The 24,322-nt window shown below is 65.6% G+C and carries 26 protein-coding genes; 5 read left to right on the forward strand and 21 right to left on the reverse strand.

The genetic code is table 11. The features are described 5' to 3' along the window. Positions 1-310 precede the first annotated feature (310 nt). Entirely contained in the window at positions 311-496 is a 186-nt protein-coding gene (locus CFB45_RS38575) for a hypothetical protein (protein ID WP_144025228.1), read from the reverse strand. A 38-nt stretch (positions 497-534) separates the two neighbouring features. On the opposite strand from CFB45_RS38575, the gene flgE reads away from it, so the two are divergent. After that, positions 535-1,779 (forward strand): flagellar hook protein FlgE, encoded by a 1,245-nt coding sequence (gene flgE, locus CFB45_RS25515; protein ID WP_089427945.1) that lies wholly within the window; start codon positions 535-537, stop codon positions 1,777-1,779. 104 nt (positions 1,780-1,883) lie between these two features. Here the strand turns inward: flgE and asd are convergent, their stop codons facing one another. From asd to CFB45_RS25555, 7 genes are all read right to left on the reverse strand, one after another. Next, entirely contained in the window at positions 1,884-3,005 is a 1,122-nt protein-coding gene (gene asd / locus CFB45_RS25520; RefSeq protein WP_069251145.1) for an aspartate-semialdehyde dehydrogenase, read from the reverse strand. A 298-nt stretch (positions 3,006-3,303) separates the two neighbouring features. Further along, positions 3,304-4,371: a 3-isopropylmalate dehydrogenase gene (gene leuB / locus CFB45_RS25530; RefSeq protein ID WP_089427946.1), complete on the reverse strand. Its 1,068-nt coding sequence runs from the start codon at positions 4,369-4,371 to the stop codon at positions 3,304-3,306. Positions 4,372-4,450: 79 nt separating this feature from the next. Beyond that, the gene (gene leuD / locus CFB45_RS25535; protein WP_039358292.1) at positions 4,451-5,101 is read right to left on the reverse strand and encodes a 3-isopropylmalate dehydratase small subunit; all 651 of its coding nucleotides are present in this window, start codon (positions 5,099-5,101) and stop codon (positions 4,451-4,453) included. A 68-nt stretch (positions 5,102-5,169) separates the two neighbouring features. Next, entirely contained in the window at positions 5,170-5,316 is a 147-nt protein-coding gene (locus tag CFB45_RS25540; RefSeq protein ID WP_089427947.1) for an entericidin A/B family lipoprotein, read from the reverse strand. A gap of 3 nt (positions 5,317-5,319) precedes the next feature. Beyond that, positions 5,320-6,729, reverse strand: a complete 1,410-nt coding sequence (leuC, locus tag CFB45_RS25545; protein ID WP_089427948.1) for a 3-isopropylmalate dehydratase large subunit — start codon at positions 6,727-6,729, stop codon at positions 5,320-5,322. Positions 6,730-7,012: 283 nt separating this feature from the next. After that, complete coding sequence (locus CFB45_RS25550; protein WP_089429143.1) at positions 7,013-7,783, reverse strand: Tat pathway signal protein; 771 nt, start codon at positions 7,781-7,783, stop codon at positions 7,013-7,015. A gap of 30 nt (positions 7,784-7,813) precedes the next feature. Then, positions 7,814-8,635, reverse strand: a complete 822-nt coding sequence (locus CFB45_RS25555) for a hypothetical protein (RefSeq protein WP_089427949.1) — start codon at positions 8,633-8,635, stop codon at positions 7,814-7,816. A gap of 391 nt (positions 8,636-9,026) precedes the next feature. Here CFB45_RS25555 and CFB45_RS25560 point away from each other — a divergent pair, with 391 nt between their 5' ends. After that, positions 9,027-9,350: a cupin domain-containing protein gene (locus CFB45_RS25560; RefSeq protein ID WP_089427950.1), complete on the forward strand. Its 324-nt coding sequence runs from the start codon at positions 9,027-9,029 to the stop codon at positions 9,348-9,350. 143 nt (positions 9,351-9,493) lie between these two features. After that, on the forward strand, positions 9,494-10,219 hold the full coding sequence (locus tag CFB45_RS25565) for a glutathione S-transferase (RefSeq protein ID WP_089429144.1): 726 nt from the start codon (positions 9,494-9,496) through the stop codon (positions 10,217-10,219). 58 nt (positions 10,220-10,277) lie between these two features. Here CFB45_RS25565 and CFB45_RS25570 read toward each other — a convergent pair whose 3' ends face one another. Continuing rightward, entirely contained in the window at positions 10,278-10,676 is a 399-nt protein-coding gene (locus tag CFB45_RS25570; RefSeq protein ID WP_089427951.1) for a DUF4440 domain-containing protein, read from the reverse strand. Between the two features lie 15 nt (positions 10,677-10,691). Then, a complete protein-coding gene (locus CFB45_RS25575) occupies positions 10,692-12,077 on the reverse strand; it encodes an MFS transporter (RefSeq protein ID WP_089427952.1) in 1,386 nt (461 codons plus the stop codon). Positions 12,078-12,292: 215 nt separating this feature from the next. On the opposite strand from CFB45_RS25575, the gene CFB45_RS25580 reads away from it, so the two are divergent. After that, on the forward strand, positions 12,293-13,207 hold the full coding sequence (locus CFB45_RS25580) for a LysR family transcriptional regulator (RefSeq protein ID WP_089427953.1): 915 nt from the start codon (positions 12,293-12,295) through the stop codon (positions 13,205-13,207). A 100-nt stretch (positions 13,208-13,307) separates the two neighbouring features. Here the strand turns inward: CFB45_RS25580 and CFB45_RS25585 are convergent, their stop codons facing one another. The 5 genes from CFB45_RS25585 to CFB45_RS25605 form a co-directional block, all read right to left on the reverse strand. Continuing rightward, entirely contained in the window at positions 13,308-14,840 is a 1,533-nt protein-coding gene (locus CFB45_RS25585) for an amino acid permease (protein WP_089427954.1), read from the reverse strand. A gap of 102 nt (positions 14,841-14,942) precedes the next feature. Then, positions 14,943-15,407 carry an Lrp/AsnC family transcriptional regulator gene (locus tag CFB45_RS25590; protein WP_089427955.1) on the reverse strand — a complete coding sequence of 155 codons (465 nt, stop codon included), beginning with the start codon at positions 15,405-15,407 and terminating at the stop codon, positions 14,943-14,945. A 98-nt stretch (positions 15,408-15,505) separates the two neighbouring features. After that, on the reverse strand, positions 15,506-16,264 hold the full coding sequence (locus tag CFB45_RS25595) for a dimethylarginine dimethylaminohydrolase family protein (RefSeq protein ID WP_089429145.1): 759 nt from the start codon (positions 16,262-16,264) through the stop codon (positions 15,506-15,508). Positions 16,265-16,473: 209 nt separating this feature from the next. Further along, positions 16,474-17,724, reverse strand: a complete 1,251-nt coding sequence (locus CFB45_RS25600) for a DUF1479 domain-containing protein (RefSeq protein ID WP_089427956.1) — start codon at positions 17,722-17,724, stop codon at positions 16,474-16,476. A gap of 110 nt (positions 17,725-17,834) precedes the next feature. Then, on the reverse strand, positions 17,835-18,224 hold the full coding sequence (locus CFB45_RS25605; protein ID WP_089427957.1) for a VOC family protein: 390 nt from the start codon (positions 18,222-18,224) through the stop codon (positions 17,835-17,837). Between the two features lie 72 nt (positions 18,225-18,296). On the opposite strand from CFB45_RS25605, the gene CFB45_RS25610 reads away from it, so the two are divergent. Then, the gene (locus CFB45_RS25610) at positions 18,297-19,274 is read left to right on the forward strand and encodes a helix-turn-helix domain-containing protein (protein ID WP_089427958.1); all 978 of its coding nucleotides are present in this window, start codon (positions 18,297-18,299) and stop codon (positions 19,272-19,274) included. 90 nt (positions 19,275-19,364) lie between these two features. On the opposite strand, the gene gltA is transcribed toward CFB45_RS25610, so the two are convergent. The 6 genes from gltA to sdhC form a co-directional block, all read right to left on the reverse strand. Further along, on the reverse strand, positions 19,365-20,666 hold the full coding sequence (gene gltA, locus CFB45_RS25615; protein ID WP_011355741.1) for a citrate synthase: 1,302 nt from the start codon (positions 20,664-20,666) through the stop codon (positions 19,365-19,367). Between the two features lie 66 nt (positions 20,667-20,732). Continuing rightward, positions 20,733-21,002, reverse strand: coding sequence for an FAD assembly factor SdhE (locus CFB45_RS25620; RefSeq protein WP_039358259.1), 270 nt, complete (start codon positions 21,000-21,002; stop codon positions 20,733-20,735). A gap of 7 nt (positions 21,003-21,009) precedes the next feature. Beyond that, positions 21,010-21,711 carry a succinate dehydrogenase iron-sulfur subunit gene (locus CFB45_RS25625; RefSeq protein ID WP_011355743.1) on the reverse strand — a complete coding sequence of 234 codons (702 nt, stop codon included), beginning with the start codon at positions 21,709-21,711 and terminating at the stop codon, positions 21,010-21,012. 21 nt (positions 21,712-21,732) lie between these two features. Continuing rightward, on the reverse strand, positions 21,733-23,508 hold the full coding sequence (gene sdhA / locus CFB45_RS25630) for a succinate dehydrogenase flavoprotein subunit (RefSeq protein ID WP_089427959.1): 1,776 nt from the start codon (positions 23,506-23,508) through the stop codon (positions 21,733-21,735). A 3-nt stretch (positions 23,509-23,511) separates the two neighbouring features. Next, complete coding sequence (gene sdhD / locus CFB45_RS25635; RefSeq protein ID WP_011355745.1) at positions 23,512-23,880, reverse strand: succinate dehydrogenase, hydrophobic membrane anchor protein; 369 nt, start codon at positions 23,878-23,880, stop codon at positions 23,512-23,514. Positions 23,881-23,884: 4 nt separating this feature from the next. Continuing rightward, complete coding sequence (sdhC, locus tag CFB45_RS25640) at positions 23,885-24,301, reverse strand: succinate dehydrogenase, cytochrome b556 subunit (protein WP_034185792.1); 417 nt, start codon at positions 24,299-24,301, stop codon at positions 23,885-23,887. Positions 24,302-24,322: the final 21 nt, after the last annotated feature.

Below are 24,322 nucleotides of genomic sequence, written 5' to 3' on the forward strand. Positions count from 1 at the left end.
CCGCCGAACGCATATCACATGCCTTTGCTCACTCAACGATGCGATCCGCACAACCCAAGGGACAACACGGAACCACGACCGGAGAATCAGGTACGTTTGCTCAATAATTTGCGCTACTTGCCGTTAATGGATTAACAAGCGCCAATCAAAATAAATCCAGTCGGCCACCACCCCATTCAAATGAATTTCAATTGATCGATAAGAGGCCAATTCCCCTCTCTGATCATCGAATTGAACATCCCTGCCGCCAACCCCCCATCCCACAAGGCTTTCCAGCCTCGCCGCAGCTTCATTTCTCATACGAAATCAATCATTTCGACATCAATTCAATTTCATTACACAAAATTACACAGATCAAATAATTGCCGTCGCTACGATCGTCCTCAAACAAGAATCGGCGCAGTTCGACCATCGCGCCCGCACCCGCCGGAACAGCGGGAACGCGGTCGGCCTGGCTGACGCCGTGAGGTGCCAGGGAGGCATCGCGCAGTCGCACGACTGCATTTACTCACCAGCTCGTTACGGGGATCGAACATGGGCTATCAACAGGGCTTGAGCGGGTTGGCCGGCGCGGCGAACCATCTCGACGTGATCGGCAACAACATCGCGAACGCGAACACGGTTGGCTACAAGCAGGGTCGAGCGAACTTCGCCGACATGTACGCGAACTCGGTCGCGACGTCGACCAACACGCAGATCGGCATCGGCACGCGGCTCACGTCGGTGCAGCAACAATTCGGCCAGGGGACGATCAACACGACGAAGTCGTCGCTCGACATCGCGATCAACGGCAACGGCTTCTTCCAGATGTCGAACAACGGCGTGACGACGTACTCGCGTGACGGCGTATTCCACCGCGACAAGAGCGGCGCCATCGTCGACGCGCAGAACCGCAACCTGATGGGCTATGCGGCAGGGCCGGGCGGCGCGATCAACACCGCGGCGACCGTGCCGCTGCAAGCGCCGACCACCAACATCGCGCCGCAGGCGACGACGAAGGTCACCGGCCAGTTCAACCTGAACTCGCAGGACAAGGTGCCGGCCAAGACGCCGTTCAACGCGGGCGACAACACCACGTACAACTACAATTCGTCGATCCAGGTGTACGACACGCTCGGTGGCTCGCAACAGGTGTCGATGTATTTCGCGAAGAACGCGGCAGGTACCTGGCAGGCCTACGCGGGCGTGCAGGGCCAGACGCCGACGAATCTCGGCACCGTCACGTTCGACGCATCGGGCCGGATCAGCTCGACGACGTCGGCCGCAACCGGCCAGCCGACGCCGAGCCTCGGCCAGTTCGCGTTCTCGATCCCCAACGCGTCGGGCGGCGCCAATCCGCAAAACCTGACGCTCGACCTGACCGGCACGACGCAGTTCGGCGGGAAAAGCGGCGTGAACAACCTCGCACAGGATGGCTTCGCGAGCGGCACGCTGACGACGTTCTCGATCGGCAGCGACGGCAAGCTCACCGGCAATTACTCGAACGGCCAGAGCGCGGTGCTCGGCCTGATCGCGCTCGCGAACTTCAACAACCCGAACGGGCTCGAGAACATCGGCGGCAACCAGTATGTGGAAACCACCGCGTCGGGCGTGCCGCAGATCTCCGCGCCGGGCAGCACGAACCACGGCACGCTGCAGGGGAGCGCGCTGGAAAACTCGAACGTCAACCTGACGACCGAGCTCGTGAACCTGATCAAGGCGCAGCGCGATTACCAGGCCAACGCGCAGACGATCAAGACCCAGCAGGCCGTCGACCAGACGCTCCTGAACATGCGCTGACCCGCACATGAAAAACGCGCCGCGCCAGCCTTGATATCGTCAAGGCCGACGCGGCGCGCAATCTTGTGCACCGCGGCCCGCATCTCGCGGGCCGGACACGCCACTTACTTGTCGAGCAGGATGCGCAGCATGCGGCGCAGCGGCTCGGCCGCGCCCCACAGCAGCTGGTCGCCGACCGTGAACGCCGACAGGTATTCACCGCCCATCGCGAGCTTGCGCAGGCGGCCGACCGGCACCGTCAGCGTGCCCGTGACGTTCGCCGGCGACAGGTCGCGCATCGACGCTTCACGCTCGTTCGGCACGACCTTCACCCAGTCGTTCGCCGATGCGAGGATGCCGTTGATCTCGTCGAGCGGCACGTCCTTGTTCAGCTTGATCGTCAGTGCCTGCGAGTGGCAGCGCATTGCGCCGATTCGCACGCACAGGCCGTCGACCGGGATCGAACCCGGCTCGCCCATCGCCGGCTTGCCGAGGATCTTGTTGGTTTCCGCGCCGCCCTTCCACTCTTCCTTCGACATCCCGTTACCGAGATCCTTGTCGATCCACGGAATCAGCGAGCCGGCGAGCGGCACGCCGAAGTTGCTCGTCGGCATCGCGTCGCTGTTCATCGCGGCCAGCACGCGGCGGTCGATGTCGAGGATCGCGGAAGCCGGATCGGCGAGCTGCGCCTGAACCGCGCCGTTCAGCGTGCCCATCTGCGCCAGCAGCTCGCGCATGTTCTGCGCGCCCGCGCCCGATGCGGCCTGGTAGGTCATCGCCGTCATCCAGTCGACGAGGTTCTCGCGGAACAGGCCGCCGAGCGCCATCAGCATCAGGCTGACCGTGCAGTTGCCGCCGATGAAATTCTTCTGGCCCTTGACCAGCGCGTCCTTGATCACGTCGAGGTTGACCGGATCGAGGATGATGACCGCGTCGTCCTTCATCCGCAGCGACGATGCCGCATCGATCCAGTAGCCGTTCCAGCCGGCCGCGCGCAGCTTCGGGAACACGTCGTTCGTGTAGTCGCCGCCCTGGCACGTGATGATCACGTCGCACTTCTTCAGCTCGTCGACGTTGGTCGCGTCCTTGAGCGTAGTCTCGTTTTTCGCGAACGACGGCGCTTTGCCGCCCGTGTTGCTGGTGCTGAAAAACACCGGTTCGATCAGGTCGAAATCGCCCTCTTCCTGCATGCGCTGCATCAGGACGCTGCCGACCATGCCGCGCCAACCTACGAGACCTACGTTCATGACTAACCCTTTGATGGAGCTTCCCCGCCATTCCGTCCCCGGTGTGACCGCGCGGGGAAATAGGCGGGCACGACGGACGATCAGCGTTTAATGATCGTTTTCGTGGTAATGGTTTTCGTGATGACGATGGCGCGCGCACCCGCACGGGCTGTGTTGCCGTGGAGTTTCAAGACCGGGGAGATCAGGGAAAGATGCGCCATCGTTCGAGTCTACACAAAGCCGGTGGCCCGCACAACGGCCAACCGCATGCGAACCGGCCGATTTCGCGGCCTGTTCGCGCCCTTTCTACATGATCGCGTTACAGCGCCGCGACCACCGCGTCGCCCATCGCCGTCGTGCCGACCTGCAGGCAACCCGGCGTCGCGATATCGCCCGTGCGGTAGCCCTGTTCGAGCACCGTTTTCACCGCACGCTCGATGCGATCGGCCTGCTCCGCGCGATTCAGCGAGTAGCGCAGCATCATCGCGGCCGACAGGATCGTCGCGAGCGGATTCGCGATGCCCTTGCCCGCGATGTCCGGCGCCGAACCGTGCGACGGCTCGTACAGGCCCTTGTTGTTCTTGTCGAGCGACGCCGACGGCAGCATGCCGATCGAGCCCGTCAGCATCGACGCTTCATCCGACAGGATGTCGCCGAACATGTTGCCGGTGACGATCACGTCGAACTGCTTCGGCGCCTTCGCGAGCTGCATCGCCGCGTTGTCGACGTACATGTGCGACAGCTCGACGTCCGCGTATTCCTTCGACACGTCGATCATGATGTCGCGCCAGAACTGCGACGTCTCGAGCACGTTCGCCTTGTCGACCGACAGCAGCTTCTTCGCGCGCTTGCGGGCCGCCTGGAACGCGACGTGCGCGATGCGGCGCACTTCCGGTTCCGAATAGCGCATCGTGTCGAAGCCTTCGCGCTCGCCCGCGAACAGGCCGTCCGGTGCGGCGCGCACGCCGCGCGGCTGGCCGAAGTAGATGTCGCCGTTCAGTTCGCGCACGATCAGGATGTCGAGGCCCGCGACCAGCTCGGGCTTCAGCGGCGAGGCATCGACGAGCTGCGGATAGCAGATCGCCGGGCGGAAGTTCGCGAACAGCTCGAGGTGCTTGCGCAGCCCGAGGATCGCCTGCTCGGGGCGCAGCGCGCGCTCGAGCGAGTCGTACTTCCAGTCGCCCACGGCGCCGAACAGGATCGCGTCGGCTTCCTTCGCGAGCGTCAGCGTCGCGTCGGGCAGCGGATGGCCGCTTGCCTCGTAGCCCGCGCCGCCGACCGGCGCCTGTTCGAGTTCGAACTTCTCGTCGAGTGCGTTCAGCACCTTCACCGCTTCATTGACGATTTCCGGACCGATGCCGTCGCCGGGCAGCACTGCAATCTTCATGCGAAATTCCTGACTGGGTAGGTTTTTATGGAGGCGGGCCGGCGAACGCGCCGCCGGCGCGCCCGCCCGAAAGGCGATCTCAGCCGACCAGCTTGGTGTTGAGCCACGGCTGCTTCACGAGACGCTCGGCCTCGAACTGGCGGATCTTGTCCGCGTGGCGCAGCGTGAGGCCGATGTCGTCGAAGCCGTTCAGCAGGCAGTACTTGCGGAACGCCGCGATCTCGAACGGATACTCGCGGCCGTCGCCCGTGCGCACGACTTGCGCGTCGAGGTCGACCGTGACTTCGAAACCGTTGAACGCGACCGTCTCGTTGAACAGGTGATCGACCTGCTGCTCGGTCAGCACGATCGGCAGCAGGCCGTTCTTGTAGCAGTTGTTGAAGAAAATATCGGCGAAGCTCGGCGCGATGATCGCGCGGAAGCCGTACTGTTGCAGCGCCCACGGCGCATGCTCGCGCGAGCTGCCGCAGCCGAAGTTCTTGCGCGCGAGCAGCACGGATGCGCCCTGGTAGCGCGGCTGGTTCAGCACGAAGTCGGGATTCAGCGGGCGCTTCGAGTTGTCCTGGCCCGGCTCGCCGTGATCGAGATAACGCCATTCGTCGAACGCGTTCGGACCGAAGCCGGTGCGCTTGATCGACTTCAGGAACTGCTTCGGGATGATCGCGTCGGTGTCGACGTTTTCGCGATCGAGCGGCGCCACGACGCCGGTATGCACAGTGAATTTTTCCATGATCCGTCTATCCGGTTGAAGGGCCGGCGTTCAGCCGGCGCACATCGACAAATTCTCGGTGGGGGACGTCACTCCGCGGCGCGCTTCAGCGCGCTGCCGGCGGCGTTGACGTCCTGCCCGAAGCCCTGGACGGTATTGCAGCCCGCGAGGCTGAAGCCCAACCCTGCGAGCGCCAGCGCGGCAACCAGCCGCGCAATGATTTTCGATGCCGTCACGCGTCACCCCAGCTGGCGAATGTCGACGAAGTGACCTTCGATGGCCGCGGCTGCCGCCATCGCGGGGCTCACGAGGTGCGTGCGACCGCCCGCGCCCTGCCGGCCTTCGAAGTTGCGGTTCGACGTCGACGCGCAGCGCTCGCCCGGCTCGAGCCGGTCGGCATTCATCGCGAGGCACATCGAGCAGCCCGGCTCGCGCCATTCGAAGCCGGCGTCCGTGAACACCTTGTCGAGCCCTTCGCGCTCGGCCTGTGCCTTCACGAGGCCCGAGCCCGGCACGACCATCGCAAGCCGCACGTTCGACGCGACGCGACGGTTCAGCTTCTTCACGACATACGCGGCTGCGCGGATGTCTTCGATTCGCGCGTTCGTGCACGAGCCGATGAAGATCTTGTCGACCTTGATCGATTCGATCGGCGTGTTCGGCTCGAGCGCCATGTACGCCAGCGCACGCTCCATCGCATCGCGCTTGACCGGATCCTTCTCGCGCTCGGGATCGGGCACGCGGCCGTCGATCGACGTGACCATTTCCGGCGACGTGCCCCACGTGACCTGCGGGACGATTTCGGCGGCGTTCAGCTCGACCACGCGATCGAACTGCGCGCCGTCGTCCGACTTGAACTGGCGCCAGTATTCGACGGCCTGGTCCCATTCCGCGCCGGTCGGCACGAACGGGCGGCCCAACAGGTAATCGATCGTCGTGTCGTCGACGGCAACCATGCCGGCGCGCGCACCGGCCTCGATCGCCATGTTGCAGACGGTCATGCGGCCTTCCATCGTCAGCGCGCGGATCGTCGAGCCGCCGAATTCGATCGCGTAGCCCGTGCCGCCGGCCGTGCCGATCTTGCCGATGATCGCGAGCACGATGTCCTTCGCGGTACAACCGCGCGGCAGCGTGCCCTCGACCTTCACGAGCATGTTCTTGCTCTTCTTCTGCAGCAGGGTTTGCGTGGCGAGCACGTGCTCGACTTCCGACGTGCCGATGCCGTGCGCGAGCGCACCGAACGCGCCGTGCGTCGACGTATGCGAATCGCCGCACACGATCGTCATGCCCGGCAGCGTCGCGCCCTGTTCCGGCCCGATGATGTGGACGATGCCCTGGCGCACGTCGTTCATCTTGAACTGCGTGATGCCGAACGCATCGCAGTTCGCGTCGAGCGTGTCGACCTGGAGCTTCGAGACGGGATCGGCGATGCCGTGGCTGCGATCGGTGGTCGGCACGTTGTGGTCCGACACGGCCAGGTTCGCGCTGATGCGCCACACCGGACGCTGCGCCATCTTCAGCCCTTCGAACGCCTGCGGGCTCGTGACTTCATGCAGCAGCTGACGGTCGATGTAGAGCAGGGTCGTGCCGTCTTCCTCGGTGTGGACCACGTGGGTGTTCCACAGTTTGTCGTAGAGAGTCTGTGCCATGGGTATGCGGGGTCGTTGTGACTACAAGCCTTGCGGATGTGATCGATTATGCCACGCAAAATCGGCCCATGGAGTACCACGATAACGGAAAAAGTGAATAAAAACAGTGAGTTGGGTGGTACACGCGATACCCGGATAAGCATTACCCGGCAATGCGGACACCACGGCGCGGTGGCCACGGCCGCCACCGCGCTGCGCATGTCACGGCGACACGCGAAAGGACATGACGATTCCGGAATGGAAGAGGTTGATGAACGGGAGTTTCCGCGAACGTCCGGCAGCGTCAGCCGTTCGGGTATTCGCGGTTGATCAGGTCGAGCCGCAGCATGCCCAGTTGCACGCCGACGTTGCTCAGCAGGTAGAGATCGCGGCGCCGCAATGCCGGCATCTGCGCGGACGCGTCGTAAAGCGACGGCAGCGCCAGGCCCGCCGGCACCGCGGCCTGCATCCCCGCGGCATTCGACACGCGCACGGCAAGCGACGCCTGATCCGCATGGGTGACGACACCGACGTTGCCGAGTGCCGCAGCCGAGCCGGCCTGCTTGACGATCGCGGCAGCGACGCCGTCCGGCGTCGGTATCGGGCTGCCGGCGGCCAGGGCCGGGGTCGCGATCGACGTCACGCCGGCCGTCAGCCCGTATTTCGACGCGAGCACGCTCGCGACTTCCTGCTGCGCGAAGATCCGCACGGCAACCTTCTGGTGCAGCAGGAACACGGCGTCGGCAATCGCCTCGTTCACCGGGCCCGGCACCGGCGCGGCACCGGTCGCCGCCGCGGCGCGACTGCCGAAGCTGAAGGCGGCAATCGTGTTGATGGCCGTGGTCTGGACGGTCGGCGGCAGCCACGAGAAAAACGGTTCGAACAGGTAGCCGGTCTCGTCGGCGGCGGCGCGGTCGGTCAGTTCATTCGTCAGCTTGCCGAGCATCTGGCGTTGCAGTTCGGCGTCTGAAACAGGCGCGTCGCTCGCGAAGGCCGGCGCACTGGCGGCACCGGTCGCGGCCAGCGCGGAAGCGGAAGCGGAAACGGAAGCGAGAAAATGGCGGCGGGTCTGCATGGTCATCGGAATCGGGAAAGAGAAAGTGCGTCAGCCCTTCGGGAACGCCTGCATCGTCGCGCCGATCGCGCGGCCGAGCATCTGCGCATACATGTCGTGCACGAGGTACAGGCTGCGGTTACGCGTCCACGGCTGGCCCGACTGCGGGTCGTAAAGCGTCGGCAACGACACCTCGGCAACCGCGGCCGCCTTCATGCCCGCCTGTTGCGAGGTCTGGATGCAGCGCTTCGCGTGATCCCGATGACCGACCACCGCGACGCTGCCCATCGCGGCCGCGCCGCCCGCGCGCGACACGGCCTCGGCGGCCACGCCGGCCGTGCTGAGGTACACGATCGTGCCGTCGCTCGCGATCACGGGCTCGATCGACGACAGCACGTCGGTGCCCATCCCGTATTTCGACACGAGAAAGCGCGCAATCTCCCACTGCGCGTAGACCTTGACCGGTTTCAGTTGCCGAATGCGGTAGACGGCGTCCGCGAGCGCTTCATTGACGGGCCCCGGATCGGGCAGCGCGGACTGGTTGCCGCCCGTGCTCGACGTATTGCCGCTTGCCGCGTTCGGGCGATTGCCGAAGCTGTATGCGACGATCGCGCCGGCCTGGGCCGCCGGCATCGACGGCAAGTCCCAGGTAAAGCCGACGTCGGTCAGCGCCGGCTGGATCGCGCCGACCGTCGCGGCATCGCCGAGCTGCGCATTCAGCTTCGCGGACATTTGCGCGGCCAGCGCCGCGTCGGTAACGTGTGCCGACGTGACGTCGTCGCCACCGCACGCGCTCAGCAGCGGCGCCGCCGCGACGGCCGGCGCGGCGGCCAGGAATTTTCTGCGTGAAGCAGCCAGCGGATTCAGTTTCATAAGAAATACGAAATGATGTGAATGGCGTCGACGGGTTACCTCGGTGTCGCGTTCACGGTCACGGGAAAGGGCAATCGGGCGAGTCGCGCAGGTGGGCGACGGACGGCAGTGCCGCAGCGCGGATCGAATCACTGCGTCGCTGTCGATTGACGAGGCCGGATCGTAGTCGTCGTTTATTAAATTGCGGTGAAGCTCGCGATGGAATCCGCGCAATCGCATCGTCGTTTCACGGATGGACACCGGTGTTTCATGTATGGCGAGCGCCGCGTGACTCGTTCCACGGATGGCGATCGCGCGTCCCGTGCGCGCCGTGTGACGCCCCGGCATTTCGCGCTACGATGGCACGACCCGTATGGCCCGATCCCCATGATCCAGACCCGGAGCCCCCGCCATGAAGCTCGGCCTGAACGAATCGCTCGCCCGCCTCGACGAAGAAGGCACGCTGTTCACGACGTTGTTTCGCCACGGCACGCTCGACGTCGAGCTGTACCGGCCGCGCATCGAGGACAAGCAGAAGCCGCACGCGCGCGACGAGGTCTACGCGATCGCCACGGGCACGTCACGCTTCGTCGTCGACGGGCGCGAATGCGAAGTCGCGGCCGGTGACGTGCTATTCGTCCCGGCACACGCCGAACACCGCTTCATCGGCTTCTCCGACGACTTCTCGACGTGGGTGTTCTTCTACGGCCCCGAAGGCGGCGAGCGCGGCGCGTAACGCACGCACGACGCACGCACGACGCACGCGGCACTTTTCCTGCGATCGCCTAGACTGTCTATTCGCAGCGGGTGGCGCGCGACGCGTGGCCGCCCGGTCGTCACGATGCCGGCGGCAGCCGGTTCAACGAACGGGAAGACAGCATGCGATACGAACTGTATTACTGGCCCGAGATCCAGGGCCGGGGCGAGTACGTGCGGCTCGCGCTCGAAGCGGCCGAAGCCGACTATGTCGACGTCGCGCGTGAATCGGGGCGCGGCATGGGCGTGCCGGCAATGATGCGGATGATGGACAACTCGAAGGCGGAATGCGTGCCGTTCGCGCCGCCGTTCCTGAAGGCCGGCGACGTCGTCATCGGGCAGACCGCGAACATCCTGCTGTTTCTCGGCGCGCGGCTGGGGCTCGCGCCCGCCGACGAAGCCGGTCGGCTGTGGGTGCACCAGCTTCAGTTGACCGTCGCCGATTTCGTCACCGAGATCCACGACACGCACCATCCGATCGCAAGCGGCCTCTACTACGAGGATCAGCAGGCGGAAGCCGCCGAGCGTGCTGCCGATTTCCTCGAAAACCGGCTGCCGAAATTCCTCGGCTACTTCGAGCGTGTACTCGAACAGAATCCGCACAAGAGCGGCTACCTCGCCGGCAACGCACTCAGCTATGCGGACCTGTCGTTGTTCCAGTTGATCGAGGGCCTGCGCTACGCGTTTCCGAAAGCGATGAAGCGTGAGGAGCGGAAGATCGCGGCGCTGGTCGCACTGCACGACCGCGTTGCACTGCATCCGCCTGTCGCGCTCTATCTCGAGTCGGAACGCCGCATCCCGTTCAACAACATGGGCATCTTCCGGCACTATCCGGAGCTGGACAAGTAACGCCGGCACGGCATCCGCACCGCTTCTTGCAAACTGGCGGATGCCCCCTACCCCCTGCTCACGCGGCGACCGGCGTCTCGTGCAGATGACGCCACACGATCAGCCCATCCGCCTCGCGCCGGAACACGGCCGTCGAGCGCCGCACCGTGCGCCGGCCTTGCGCGTCGGTCTGCGTCTCGCGATAACCGATCGTCGCGCCATCGGACCATACGGCGAGCCCGCGCAACTCGTCGATGTCGATCATCAGCCCCGGTCGCGCGCCGTGCCCGTGTGAAAACAGCGCATCGACGCCCGCGTAATCGAGCACCGTACCCGACATCGTGATCATCGAAAAACCCGGCGAGAAGCGCGCCATCAGCATCGCGAGCCGCTCGGGGCCGGCACGGCCGGACAACCAGCACTCGATGTCGACGATGGTGTCGACGACTTCCTTGAAATACGGATTCGGCAGATTCATAACGCTCTCAGGTTCTCAGGAATGGGATGAAACGGGTTGCGCGACCGGCGCATGGTGCGCGGGAAGCCGCGCGATCAGGCCGAGCGGCAGCAACGTCAACACGACCGCCAGCCCGAAGCACCAGCGGTACGGTGCAAGCGACGGGCCGCCCGCATCGAGCGCCAGCAACGCATTGAGCGCGCTGCCGAGCGCGGCCACGCCGACACAAAAACTCAACTGCCGGTTGATGTTCCACAGCGCGCTCGCGTCGCCCATCCGGTCGGCCGGCACCTCGACGAACGCCGCGCTCTGCGACGTGCTCGTGCATAGGCTCGCCCCGAACCCCATCGCCGCGAACGCCGCGATGCGCACGGCTTCGACGCTGGCCCACGGCGTCGCGAGCAACGCGACGCCGACGCAATCGATCGCGATGCCGCACGTGAACAGCGGCTTCGCGCCGTGGCGCGGAAAACAGCGGCGCGTGGTCGCGATCGCGAAGAACGCCGCGATCGCCCACGGCAGCATCAGCGCGCCGGCATGCGCGGCGCTCAATCCGAGCGCATTCTGCAGATAGAGCGACGCGACGAGGTTGACCCCGGTAAAGATGCCCGGCACGCACAGATAGACCACCACGCCGGCCCTCAGCAGCGGCTGCGCAAGCAGGCGCAGGTCGACCACCGGTGCCACGGCCCGACGCGCATGCACCGCATAGCCGGCGCCTGCCGCGACGGCCACCACCAGCATCGCCAGCGGGAATGCCGCGCCGCCGGGCTGCCCCGCGGCGGTCAGCCCGAGCAGCAACGCGACGAGCGCCGCCGCACTCAGCCCGAGCCCCGGCCAGTCGAGCCGCGGCGGCCGGTCACGCGCACCGTCGCGCGGCAGCCACGCGAACGCGAGCGCGCAGGTCGCGGCCGCGATCGGCAACATCGCGAAGAAGATCGCGCGCCACGACCCGCGATCGACGATGGCCCCGCCGATCGCAGGCGACAACGCGGGCACCAGCAGCGCGACCATCATCACGATCGACGTGAGCCGCGCCCGCGCCTGCGGCGGATACGCGCGATAGGCCATCGTCTGCCCGACCGGGATCAGCAGCCCGCCGCCGAGCCCCTGGACCAGCCGCCATGCGAGCAGCGCCCCGATCGAAGGCGACGCGCCGACGCCCGCACTGCCGAGCCCGAACAGCAGCAACGATGCGGCGAACACGCGCCGCTCGCCGCAGCGGCGCGCGAGCCACGTGCCGAACGGAATCACGACGGTCAGGCCGAGCACGTACGTGTTGCCGACCCACGCAAGCTGCGCGACCGATGCGTGCAGTTCGCGCTGCAGCGCCGGATACGCGGCGTTCAGCATGAACATGTTCGCGAGATCGATCGCGAAGCCGAGCAGGTAGACGATGGCAATTCTGGAGCGGTCTGGCATGGCGGCGGAAACATCATGAAGCGCCGCAGTGTAGAAGCCGGCACGCGCATCGGTAAGCGGCCGGATTCGACGGGTCCCGTCGAAATTTTTTGACAATCGGCTCGGGCCGCGACAGTGTCGCGCGTCCGTTGCAACGCGCCGCACGCCGCACGGGTGCCGCACATTCGGGTACCCTTCGAGCAATCCCATGCATAGACAGGACCCCCGCCCCGACCATGGTGAGCCTCGATCGTTTTGCCGTCTTCCGTGCCGTGGTCGAGGCCGGTTCGTTCACGGCCGCCGCCACCGCACTGAACCAGGCGCGGGCAGCCGTCAGCTTCAACGTGAAGCAGCTCGAAGCCGAGCTCGGCGTCACGCTGCTCACGCGGACGACCCGGCGCGTCGAGCTGACCGACGCCGGCGAGCGCTTCTACCAGCGCTGCCTGCGCGTGCTCGAAGAAGCCGAAGGCGCGATCGACGAGGTGCGCGGCGAGCATGGCGGCATGCAGGGCATCCTGCGCGTGACGTCGACGGTCGAGTATGCGGCGCGCGTCCTCGCACCGATGCTGCATGCGTTCACCGCACGGCATCCCGCGTTGCGGGTGCGGCTCGAAACGCACACGTCGCAGGCCGATCTCGTGCGCGACCGCTTCGACGTCGCGATCCGGCTCGGGCGCCACGAGCACTTTCTCGACCTGCCCTATCGCGGTGTCTGCCTCGCCACCTGCGACGTGCTCGCCGTGATGGCGCCCGACCTGCCCGCGAAGGCCGGGCTCCCGCCGCCGGCGTCACCCGGCGATCTGGCCCGCCTGCCGCAGCTCGGCCACAGCCGGCTCGAGCGGATCGCCGAATGGATGCTCACCGATCGCGCGGGCAACGAACATGCGTTTCGACCGGCGACGAAGCCTCACGTCGTCGTCGACAACGCATCGGTGTTGAGCGAACTGGCGCGCCAGGGCAGCGGCGTCGCGCTGCTGCCGGAATGGCTCGTGCGCGACGATCTCGAAAGCGGCGCACTGGTCGATGCACTGCCCGCGTACCGGTTTCCGCAGCAGAACGTCTACGCGCTGTACGTCGCGACGCGGCACGTGCCGCAGAAAGTGCGCGCGTGGGTGGATTTCATGAAAGCGCAGTTGCAGCACGTTCACTGAGCGCGGCTTGCGCGCGTCACCCGCCGCGCGCAGGGCGCCGTATCGGAGCCGGCCGTAAAGCACATCCGGCGCCCGTTACCGCGCTTTCAGGACCAGGCAGTCAGTGCGACTGCCCGTGCTGCGTGGCCGCTGCATCGACGGCTTCGACCGAACGCGTCAGCCACGGCCCGATGTCCATCTCCTCGTAGCGCACGAGCCGGCTCTTGCGCGCACGGCGATACGCCCACCAGATCGCGACGAACAGCGGAATCCACACGTAGATCGACAGCACTTCCATCCAGTCGATGCGGGCCGCGAAGAACGCCTGGTAATCCTGCCCGAGCGAGATCACGATGCAGATCGCGATCGCGAACAGCGGCCCGAACGGGAACCATTTCGCGCGGTACGGCAGCTGATCGAGCCGGTAGCCCTGCTTCAGGAACCCCTTGCGGAACCGGTAATGGCAGACCGCGATGCCGAGCCACGCGATGAAGCCGGTGATGCCGACCGTATTCAGCAGCCACAGATAGATGCTCTGGTTGTTGGTCAGCGACGTGAGGAAGCACAGCCCGCCGACAGCCATCGTCGCGTACAGCGCGTTGCGCGGCACGCCGCCCGGCGACAGCGTCGCGAACATCGCCGGCGCGCGCCCTTCCGCCGCGAGGTTGTACAGCATCCGCGTCGCCGCGTAAGTCCCGGAGTTGCCGGCCGACAGCACGGCCGTCAGGATCACGAGATTCATCGCGCCGGCCGCGAGCCGGAAGCCCGCATGGCTGAACACCAGCGTGAACGGGCTCACGCCGATGTCGGTCACGTCGCTCTTCAGCAGGTTCGGGTCCGTATACGGCACCAGCAGCCCGATCACGAAGATCGCGAACACGTAGAACAGCATGATCCGCCAGAAGATCTGCTTCACCGCACGCGGGATCGTCTTGCGCGGGTTTTCCGATTCGCCGGCCGTGATCCCGACCAGCTCGGTGCCGAGAAACGAGAAGCCCGCGATCAGCGCGACGCTCATCATCGCGTGCACACCACCGACGAACGGCGCGTCGCCCGTCGTGAAGTTGCGCAAGCCGACCGGATGCCCGTTCCCGATCAGGCCGGCCGCGATCAGCAACCCGGCCGCGATGAACGCGACCACGGTGACCACCTTGATCAGCGAGAACCAGTATTCCGATTCGCCGAAACCGCGCACCGACAGCGTATTCAGCAGGAAGATCAGCACGAGGAATCCGGCGCCCCACCAGATGCCGGGTACGGTTGGAAACCAGTAGCGCATCACGATCTGCGCGGCGACCAGCTCGATCGCGATCGTCACGGCCCAGCTGTACCAGTAGGTCCAGCCGAGCGCGACGCCGAAGCCTTCGTCGACGTACTTCTCGCCGTAGATCGCGAACGAGCCCGATACCGGCATCAGCGCGGCCATCTCGCCGAGGCCCGTGACGACGAAGTACACCATCAGCCCGATCGCGATATACGCGGCGATCGCCCCGCCCGGCCCCGCCTGGGCGACCGACGCCCCCGACGCGACGAACAACCCCGTGCCGATCGAGCCGCCGATCGCGATCATCGCGATGTGGCGGCCCTGCAGACGGCGCTTCAGCGTCGTTCCGGACGGTGCGGGCGTCTCCGCTGCCGCTTGCAAAGCATCCATAGTGTTCACCCTGATTGGATTCAGGCCTGACGATTTGATTCGGAATGCAAATCTTCAGGCCGGGTCATTCGCGTCGAAGCCGGTCCTTCCCGGCCGGCCGCATCACACGACGCTGCGCTTGATCGCCTGCAGTTCGGCCGTCGTCACGATCTTCTCGATCCGGAACCGCGGGCTTTCCAGCCACAGGTTCGCGATCCGCCGGTACTCGTCGAGATCCTCGCACGCGAGCCGCACGAGAAAATCGAACGTGCCGCTGACGAGCCAGCAATCGAGCACCGCCGGATTCGCCCGCATTTCATCCTCGAACGGCGCCTGCGAACGCCCGTGGTCGGCCAGCGTGATCTGCGCGATCACGACGATCGGCTTGGTCGCGCGCGGCGCCTTGATCACCGCGCGGTACCCTTCGATCACCCCAAGCGCCTCGAGCCGCTCCACGCGCGCCTGGCACGGCCGCGGCGTGAGGTTCACGAGCTCGGACAGCTTCCGGTAGGAAATCCGCCCGTCGGTGCGCAGGATGTCGAGGATCCGGAGATCGATCTTGTCGAGCTGCATCTTCTTGTCGGTCATCCGCGTTCGCTCCGGTCGGGTCGTGGCTAGTGCGCGGAACGTCTCCGGTTCCGCGCGGGGGCCACATTATCCGGCCGAAGCGGCCGCGCGCCAATCGGCTAGAACCGCAGCGACAGGCAGGTCAGGCCGCCGTCCATCTTGCGGAACTCGCTCGTATCGATCACGTGCAGCGGCAGCCCGAGCGACGCGATCGCATCGTGCACGCGCGGGTAGCCGGCCGGCGTGATCAGCGTGCCGTTCACGCGCAGCGTGTTGCCCGCGTATTCGTCGGCGGCCGAGATCGTGATCCGGCGATAGTCAGCGAAGGCCGGATGCGCGGCCAGCGCTTCGGTGACGAGCAGCGTGTCGTCGCCGAGCGCGTTGACGACCGACTTGAGATGCAGGCCGGCGCCCACCGGCACCGCGACGACGGAATAGCCGTAGCGCGACACGAGCGCGTCGAATGCGGCGATGCCGTCGGCGTCGGTACGGCCCGTCAGGCCGATGTAGAAACGCTTGCCGACCTGCATCACGTCACCGCCGTCGAGCCGGCCCGCCTGCATCGGCAGCAGGTCGCGATGCGCGGCCAGCGCCGCTTCGATGTGCACCGTCTCGCCACGCCGCGCCGGCGCACCGGGGCGCGTGATCACCGCGAATTCGGGTGTCACGACCGCGGTGTCCTCGACGAAGTGCGAATCGGGGAATGCCTCCAGCGGCAGCAGTTCGGTCAGCGCGACGCCGAGCGTGCGCAGCGCGTCGCAATACGCGTGGAACTGGGTGAGCGTCTTGTCATAATCGGGCGCGCCGAGTTCGGCGGTGGTCAGGCCCGCGCCACAGGACGGCGCGGGGCGGCGAACGATCGCTTGCGTGAATTGCATCGACTCCTCCATGGTCAGCGCCGCACCCGTGCGTCACACGGGGCGGCTGCGTTGTGTCCGGACCATTATCGGAAGCCAAATTGCGCAATTCGCGTCGATTTCGGCTGAGCCGACAGCCGATTGCGTCGAATTGCGCGCGGCGCGCAGCGGATTCGGCAGCCCGCCGTTCGCCGCCCGGCGAGCCGTCGCTTTCACGGGCGGCACGCTGGCTACTCGCCCGCCCCGAACCCCATCTGCGAACGGCCGAGCGCCGTGAGATCGCCCTCCCCGCCCCGTCCGTCGAATTCGACCTCGAAATGATCGGCCGGGAAATCGGGCGGGCTCTCGCCGCGCAGGAACGCAGCGCGCTGGCGCTGCAGGTACGCGTCGTTCTTCGCGCAACCGGGCGCGGCCGCGATGTACATCACGTTGCTGTCGCCGCTGCCGCGGTGCGCATCCTCGACCGCGTGCACGACGTCGCCGTGCCAGAACACCGCATCGCCCGGCTCCATGTGCGGGATCGGCACCAGCGCGTCGAGCAGCAGCGCGTGCCATTCGGGCCGGATCGACAGCGCGCGGCCCGGACGCGCGCCGCACAGGTCGTCGTCGGCCACGTCGTCCTGCAGCGCACGCAGCACGACGTAGGCCATCGCGTTCGCCACCGGGATCAACTGCAGCGTGCCGTCGCCGGGCCCCTGCGGCGTCAGCGCGGTCCAGCCCTGGAAGGTGCGGAACATCGAGCACACGGCCGGCGACGGAATCTCCTCGACGTCGGGACGGAACGCCGCGTCGAACGGGTCGTAATCGCGCCAGCGGCCGGCCAGCACGTGACGGTAGACCCGGCGGAAATTCGCGCCGAGCCAGCGTTCGACCGAACCGCCGTCGACGTGCGGCGACAGCCCGAGCGACGTCGAGCCGGGCGGGCGGCGGCGAATCCGGTCCGCATAGGCCGGCACCTGGTCGGGATCGAAATGCGTACGCCCGCCGTCTGCATGCCGCCACAGACGGTTCAGGAACACGCGCGCCTGCGTGAGCGCAGGCGACTGGCGCGCAGCCACCTGCGGCTTCGACCAGTAGACGCCGTAGATCTGCGGCTTACCCGACGCGAGATTGCCGAAATAGCGGTCTTCGGCGCGCGCGTGCAGCCGATCGGTGAAACGGTTCGCGTCGAGATACGCGCCGATCTCGTCGTTCCAGTCGCGCGCCTGCTGCGCGTCGAATACGCCACGGATCACGACCGCGCCGTGGGTGCGGATCGCGGCAACCGCGTGCGGATCGACGGTTCCCTGCGCGATGTCCGCGAACGGCACCACCGGAATCACGTCATGGCCATTCGCATGCGCGCGGCGAATCGCGTCGACCTGCCGCGCGATGTCGCCCTCCAGTTCGCGGAACGTGGCCGCATAACCGGGCAGGTCGGCGCGCAGCGCCCGTTTTGCCGTGCGGATCGCGGCTGGCAGATCGTCAATCGTCAGGTGCATCGCTGTCTCCTCGCTGAATCGCGTTTTGATGAGCACTCAGCGTACGGCCTCCGCACGGCAGCCATCGACACTATCCAGCCAACAATCGATACAATCCGGACAACCGCGCTTTACTCGGGACGATGGCAGACCACGCACAGCTTGTTGCCGTCCGGATCGCGGAAATAGGCGCCGTAGTAGTCGCGGTGATAGTCCGGCCGCAGGCCCGGCGGCCCTTCGCAGGTGCCGCCGTGGCGCAGCGCGAGCGCGTGGCAGCGATCGACGTGCGCGCGGGTCGGCGCAACGAATGCGATCGTGTGGCCATTGCCCGGCTCGGGCGCGCGGCCGTCGAGCGGGTGGCCGAAGAAGAACAGCGGCCGGTCGGTGTCGGCCGGCATCCAGCCCGACCAGCCGTCCGGCTCGCGGAATTTCAGGCGCAGCCCGAGTTCCGCGAACAGCGGCGCGTAGAAATCGTAGGCGCGCGCGGTGTCGGCCACCCCGACGCAAACATGTGAAAACATGGCATCGCTCCGTCGTGACGATCGCTCACGATCATGCCACGGTGCGATGCCGGCTCTCCCCCGGAGGCCGCAATGAAACCGCAGTACGAGCACGTGACGTTCGCCCCCGGCTGTTCGATCCGCGTGTATCACCGTCAGCTCGCGCGCATCCCGTTCGAATGGCATCGCCATCCCGAATACGAACTGACGCTGACGCTCAACAGCCGCGGCCGGCGCTTCATCGGCGATCACGTCGCGCACTACGCGGACGACGATCTGGTGCTCGTGCCGCCCAACCTGCCGCATACGTGGTCGTCGAATGCACGCATCGATCGCGATGCGCCTGAAGTCGCGCTCGTCATCTGGTTCGACGGCGACTGGGCGCGGCGTCTGGCCGACTGTTGCCCCGAATACGCACCGCTGCGCTCGCTGTTGCGGCGTGCCGCACCGGGCTTGCGCTTCGGCACGGACGCGGCCCGCGCGATGCGCGCACGGCTGCCGCAGTTGCTCGATCCGTCGCCGCGCACCCGGCTCGCGGCCGCGCTCGACACGCTCGCCCATCTCGCGGACGCCGGTGGCGAACCGCTCGCCACCGCGCACGCGTACGACCGCGCCGACGGCACGGCATCGCACGCCGATGCGGCCGCCCCCGAAGCCGAACGCCTCGATCGCGTGCTCGACGCGATCGACCGGCACTTCCACGAACCGCTGCGCGTCGACACGCTCGCCGCCGCTGCGCACATGTCCGAACGCACGCTGCAGCGCCTGTTCGTCCGGCATCTCGGCGAAAGTGTCGGCCGCTATGTGCAGCGGCTGCGGCTCGCGCACGCGTGCCGTCATCTCGTCGGCACCGACTGGCCGATCGCGACCGTGGCCGCGCGCTGCGGCATTCCGAATGTCGCGAACTTCAACCGCCAGTTCCTCGCCGCACGCGGGATGACGCCCGGCGCATACCGGCAGTTCTTCGTGCAGCACGGCCACGCACCCGATGACGACGCGCCCGCACTCGACACGCGCCCGCCGTCGCTGGAGCACCGCGCCGGATCGGGCGAACCGCGGCCGCACAAATGAAAACACCCCGACGGAATGACCCGTCGGGGTGTCGTGGCGTTGCGATCGCCCGACGCGAGCGGCCTGCCGGCCGTTCGCGCCGCACACGACTTAACGTGCGTTGAGCGGCTTCGCTTCGCGCGGCGTATCGCCGATGAACAGCTGACGCGGACGGCCGATCTTCTGCTCCGGATCGCCGATCATTTCGTTCCACTGTGCGATCCAGCCGACCGTACGTGCCATTGCGAAGATACACGTGAACATCGACGTCGGGATGCCCAGCGCGCGCTGGACGATGCCCGAGTAGAAGTCGACGTTCGGGTACAGCTTGCGCGACACGAAGTATTCGTCTTCCAGCGCGATCTTCTCGAGCTGCATCGCGAGCTTGAACAGCGGGTCGTCGTGCAGGCCCAGTTCGTTCAGCACTTCGTAGCACGTTTCGCGCATCAGCTTCGCACGCGGGTCGTAGTTCTTGTACACGCGGTGACCGAAGCCCATCAGCTTCACGCCCGAATTCTTGTCCTTCACCTGCTTGATGAATTCGGGGATGTTGTCCGGCGAACCGATCTGCTCGAGCATGTTCAGCGCGGCTTCGTTCGCACCACCGTGCGCCGGGCCCCACAGACAGGCGATACCGGCAGCGATACAGGCGAACGGGTTCGCGCCCGACGAGCCGGCCAGGCGGACGGTCGACGTCGATGCGTTCTGCTCGTGGTCGGCGTGCAGGATCAGGATGCGGTCGAGTGCGCGGACGAGCACGTCGTTGACCTTGTACTCTTCGCACGGGTTCGAGAACATCATGTGCATGAAGTTCGCGCTGTACGACAGCGAGTTCTTCGGATACACGAACGGCTGGCCGATGCTGTACTTGTACGCCATCGCGACGAGCGTCGGCAGCTTCGCGATCATGCGGATCGCCGACACTTCACGGTGACGCGGATCGTTGATGTCGAGCGAGTCGTGGTAGAACGCCGACAGCGCGCCGACCGCAGCGACCAGGATCGCCATCGGGTGCGCGTCGCGACGGAAGCCACGGAAGAAGAAGTGCATCTGCTCGTGCACCATCGTGTGCTTCGTGACGGTGTCGACGAATTCCTTCTTCTGCGCTGCGTTCGGCAGTTCGCCCTTCAGCAGCAGGTAGCAGCTTTCGAGGAAGTCGGCGTTTTGCGCGAGGTTGTCGATCGGGTAGCCGCGGTACAGCAGCTCGCCCTTGTCGCCGTCGATGTACGTGATCGCCGAATTACAAGCTGCCGTCGACATGAAGCCCGGGTCGTACGTGAACTTGCCGGTCTGGCCGTACAGCTTGCGGATGTCGATCACGTCCGGGCCCATCGTGCCCTTGTAGATCGGCAGTTCGACGCTCGGCGAGTTGTCGCTGAACGATAGCGTGGCTTTAACATCAGACGGAGTCATGGCACATCCTCAATCGAAATAAAGAAACGGGATTCGATAACGGGCACAACGCGTTACACCTTGGCGTTACACGTTGCGCAGCATCTCCAACAGCCGGTGAATATCCGGGCTGTCTAGGTCGCCTTCTGGTTCCTTGCGCGCGAGGAGCAAGTCCATCAGGTCGTTGTCGCTCAGATCGAGCAGGCGCGACAACGCGCCTACGTCTGCATCGGTGAGGTCATGCTCGTATCTGCTGAAGAAACGCTCGAAAATGATGTCGTTTTCCAGCAGACCCCGCCGCGCACGCCAGCGAAGGCGTGCGCGACGGTGCGGGTCGGATTGATGCGAATCGCTCATCTCAACCTTAAACAGCGCGGCGAACCATCAGTTCCTTGATCTTGCCGATCGCCTTCGTCGGGTTCAGGCCCTTCGGGCAAACGTCGACGCAGTTCATGATCGTGTGGCAACGGAACAGGCGGTACGGGTCTTCCAGGTTGTCGAGACGCTCGCCGGTGGCCGTGTCGCGGCTGTCCGCGATGAAGCGGTAAGCCTGCAGCAGGCCGGCCGGGCCGACGAACTTGTCCGGGTTCCACCAGAAGCTCGGGCACGACGTCGAGCAGCTCGCGCACAGAATGCACTCGTACACGCCGTCGAGCTCGTCGCGCTCTTCCGGCGACTGGAGGCGTTCCTTCTCCGGCGGCGGCGCGTCGTTGATCAGGTACGGCTTGATCGAGTGGTACTGGTTGAAGAAGTGCGTCATGTCGACGATCAGGTCACGCACGACGGGCAGGCCCGGCAGCGGACGCAGCACGATCTTCTGCGGCAGGTCGTTCAGGTTCGTCAGGCACGCGAGACCGTTCTTGCCGTTGATGTTCATCGCGTCCGAACCGCACACGCCTTCACGGCACGAACGGCGGAACGACAGCGTCTCGTCCACGGCCTTCAGCTTGACCAGTGCGTCGAGCAGCATGCGCTCGTGCTCGAGCTCCAGCTCGTACGTCTGCATGCGCGGCGCTGCGTCCTTGTCCGGATCGTAGCGGTAGACTTCAAAAATGCGTTTTGCCATTTCGGATTCCTTTGACTCGGCTTAGAACGTGCGCGGCTTCGGCGGCACGGATTCGACCGTCAGCGGCTTCATTTGAACCGGCTTGTAGTCGAGGCGATCGCCTTCGCTGTACCACAGCGTGTGGCGCAGCCAGTTCTCGTCGTCGCGGTGTTCGTAGTCGCTGTGGGCGTGTGCGCCACGGCTTTCCTTGCGTGCTTCCGCCGACACCATCGTTGCGCGAGCAACTTCGATCAGGTTCTCCAGCTCGAGCGCTTCGACGCGCGCGGTGTTGAACACCTTCGACTTGTCCTTCAGGTGGATGTTTTCCACGCGCGCCGCCAGGCCGGCCATCTGCTCGACGCCTTCCTTCAGCAGTTCCGACGTGCGGAACACGCCTGCGTGCTTCTGCATCGTCGAGCGGATGTCGTTCGCGACGTCCTGCGTATATTCACCCGAGGTCGACTTGTCGAGCTTCGCCAGGCGTGCCAGCGAGAATTCGCCTGCATCGGCCGGCAGCGGCTTGTGTTCCTTCTGGTTCTTCACGTGCTCGACGATGTGGTTGCCGGCCGCACGGCCGAACACCACGAGGTCCAGCAGCGAGTTCGTGCCGAGGCGGTTCGCGCCGTGCACGGACACGCACGAGCATTCGCCCACTGCGTAGAAGCCGTTGACCGGATCCTTGTGACCGCGCGACGTGCCGACGACCTGACCGTGGATGTTGGTCGGGATGCCGCCCATCTGGTAGTGGATCGTCGGGACGACCGGGATCGGTTCCTTGATCGCGTCGACGTTCGCGAACTTCAGCGCGATTTCGCGGATCGACGGCAGACGCTTCATGATCGTCTCGGCGCCGATGTGCGACAGGTCGAGCAGCACGTGATCCTTGTTCGGACCCACGCCGCGACCTTCCTTGATTTCCTGGTCCATCGAACGCGACACGAAGTCACGCGGCGCCAGATCCTTCAGCGTCGGCGCGTAGCGCTCCATGAAACGCTCGCCGTTCGCGTTGCGCAGGATACCGCCTTCGCCGCGCACGCCTTCGGTGATCAGCACGCCCGCGCCGGCCACGCCGGTCGGGTGGAACTGCCAGAACTCCATGTCCTGCAGCGCGATGCCCGAACGCGCAGCCATGCCGAGGCCGTCGCCAGTGTTGATGAACGCGTTGGTCGATGCCGCGAAGATCCGGCCTGCGCCGCCCGTCGCGAACAGCGTCGTCTTGCCTTCCATGATGTAGACGTCACCCGTCTCCATCTCGAGAGCCGTCACGCCGAGCACGTCGCCTTCCGCGTCGCGGATCAGGTCGAGCGCCATCCATTCGACGAAGAACTGCGTCTTCGCTTCGACGTTCTGCTGGTACAGCGTGTGCAGCAGCGCGTGACCGGTACGGTCGGCGGCCGCGCAGGCGCGCTGAACCGGCTTCTCGCCGTAGTTCGCGGTGTGGCCGCCGAACGGGCGCTGGTAGATCGTGCCGTCCGCGTTACGGTCGAACGGCATGCCGAAGTGCTCGAGTTCGTACACGACGTTCGGCGCTTCACGGCACATGAATTCGATCGCGTCCTGGTCGCCGAGCCAGTCGGAGCCCTTGATCGTGTCGTAGAAGTGGAAGTGCCAGTTGTCTTCGCTCATGTTGCCGAGCGACGCACCGATACCGCCCTGCGCGGCCACCGTGTGCGAACGGGTCGGGAACACCTTCGACAGCACGCCGACCGACAGGCCCGCGCGCGACAGTTGCAGCGCCGCGCGCAAGCCGGAGCCGCCCGCGCCGACGATCACTACGTCAAACTTGCGGCGCGGGAGATTAGTTTTGATTGCAGCCATTCTTTACACTCTCCAGAGAATCTGCGCGGCGTAGCCCGCACATGCGAGCAGCCAGACGATGGTCAGCGATTGCAGCAGCAGGCGCACACCGACGGGCTTCACGTAGTCCATCCAGATGTCGCGCACGCCGACCCATGCGTGGTAGAAGAGGGAAAGCAGCATCACGAAGGTCGCGAGCTTCATCCATTGCGCGGCGAAGATCGATGCCCAGCCTTCGTACGAGAAATCGTGCGCGCCGAAGAACAGGACGAGCAGAATGACCGTGTAGACCGCCATGATCGTGGCGGTGATGCGCTGCGCAAGCCAGTCGCGCAGGCCGTAATGAGCGCCGACGACGAGGCGCTTCGAGCCGATTCGGTTATTGGCTGCCATTTTCTTAGAATGCTCCGAACAGTTTGAGTGCCATGGCGATCGTCAGCGCGATCGAGACGACAAAGACGACGACTGCCGTCCGCTTGCCGCCTTCCTTCGTGACGGCGTCGTGGTTGACGTCCATCAGCAGGTGGCGAATGCCGGCGCAGAAATGGTGGAAGAAGGCCCACGACAGTGCGAGGACGATCAGCTTGACGATGATGTTGGAGAGGAAAGCCTTGAAGACTTCGAAGCTGAGCTCGGACGTGAGGCTCTGGTCGAAGAGGAACAGCAGGAACGGCAGGAACAAGAACAGCAGCGCGCCGCTGACTCGATGGAGAATCGACAATATCGCTGCCAGCGGCATGCGATATTTCATCGTGATATCGCCGAATCCGATGTTCCGGTATTCCGGCCTCGGCTTTCTTACTGCATCAGTCATGCTAGACCCCTACTATGTTGT

This window comes from Burkholderia sp. HI2500 (assembly GCF_002223055.1).
Lineage (GTDB): Bacteria > Pseudomonadota > Gammaproteobacteria > Burkholderiales > Burkholderiaceae > Burkholderia.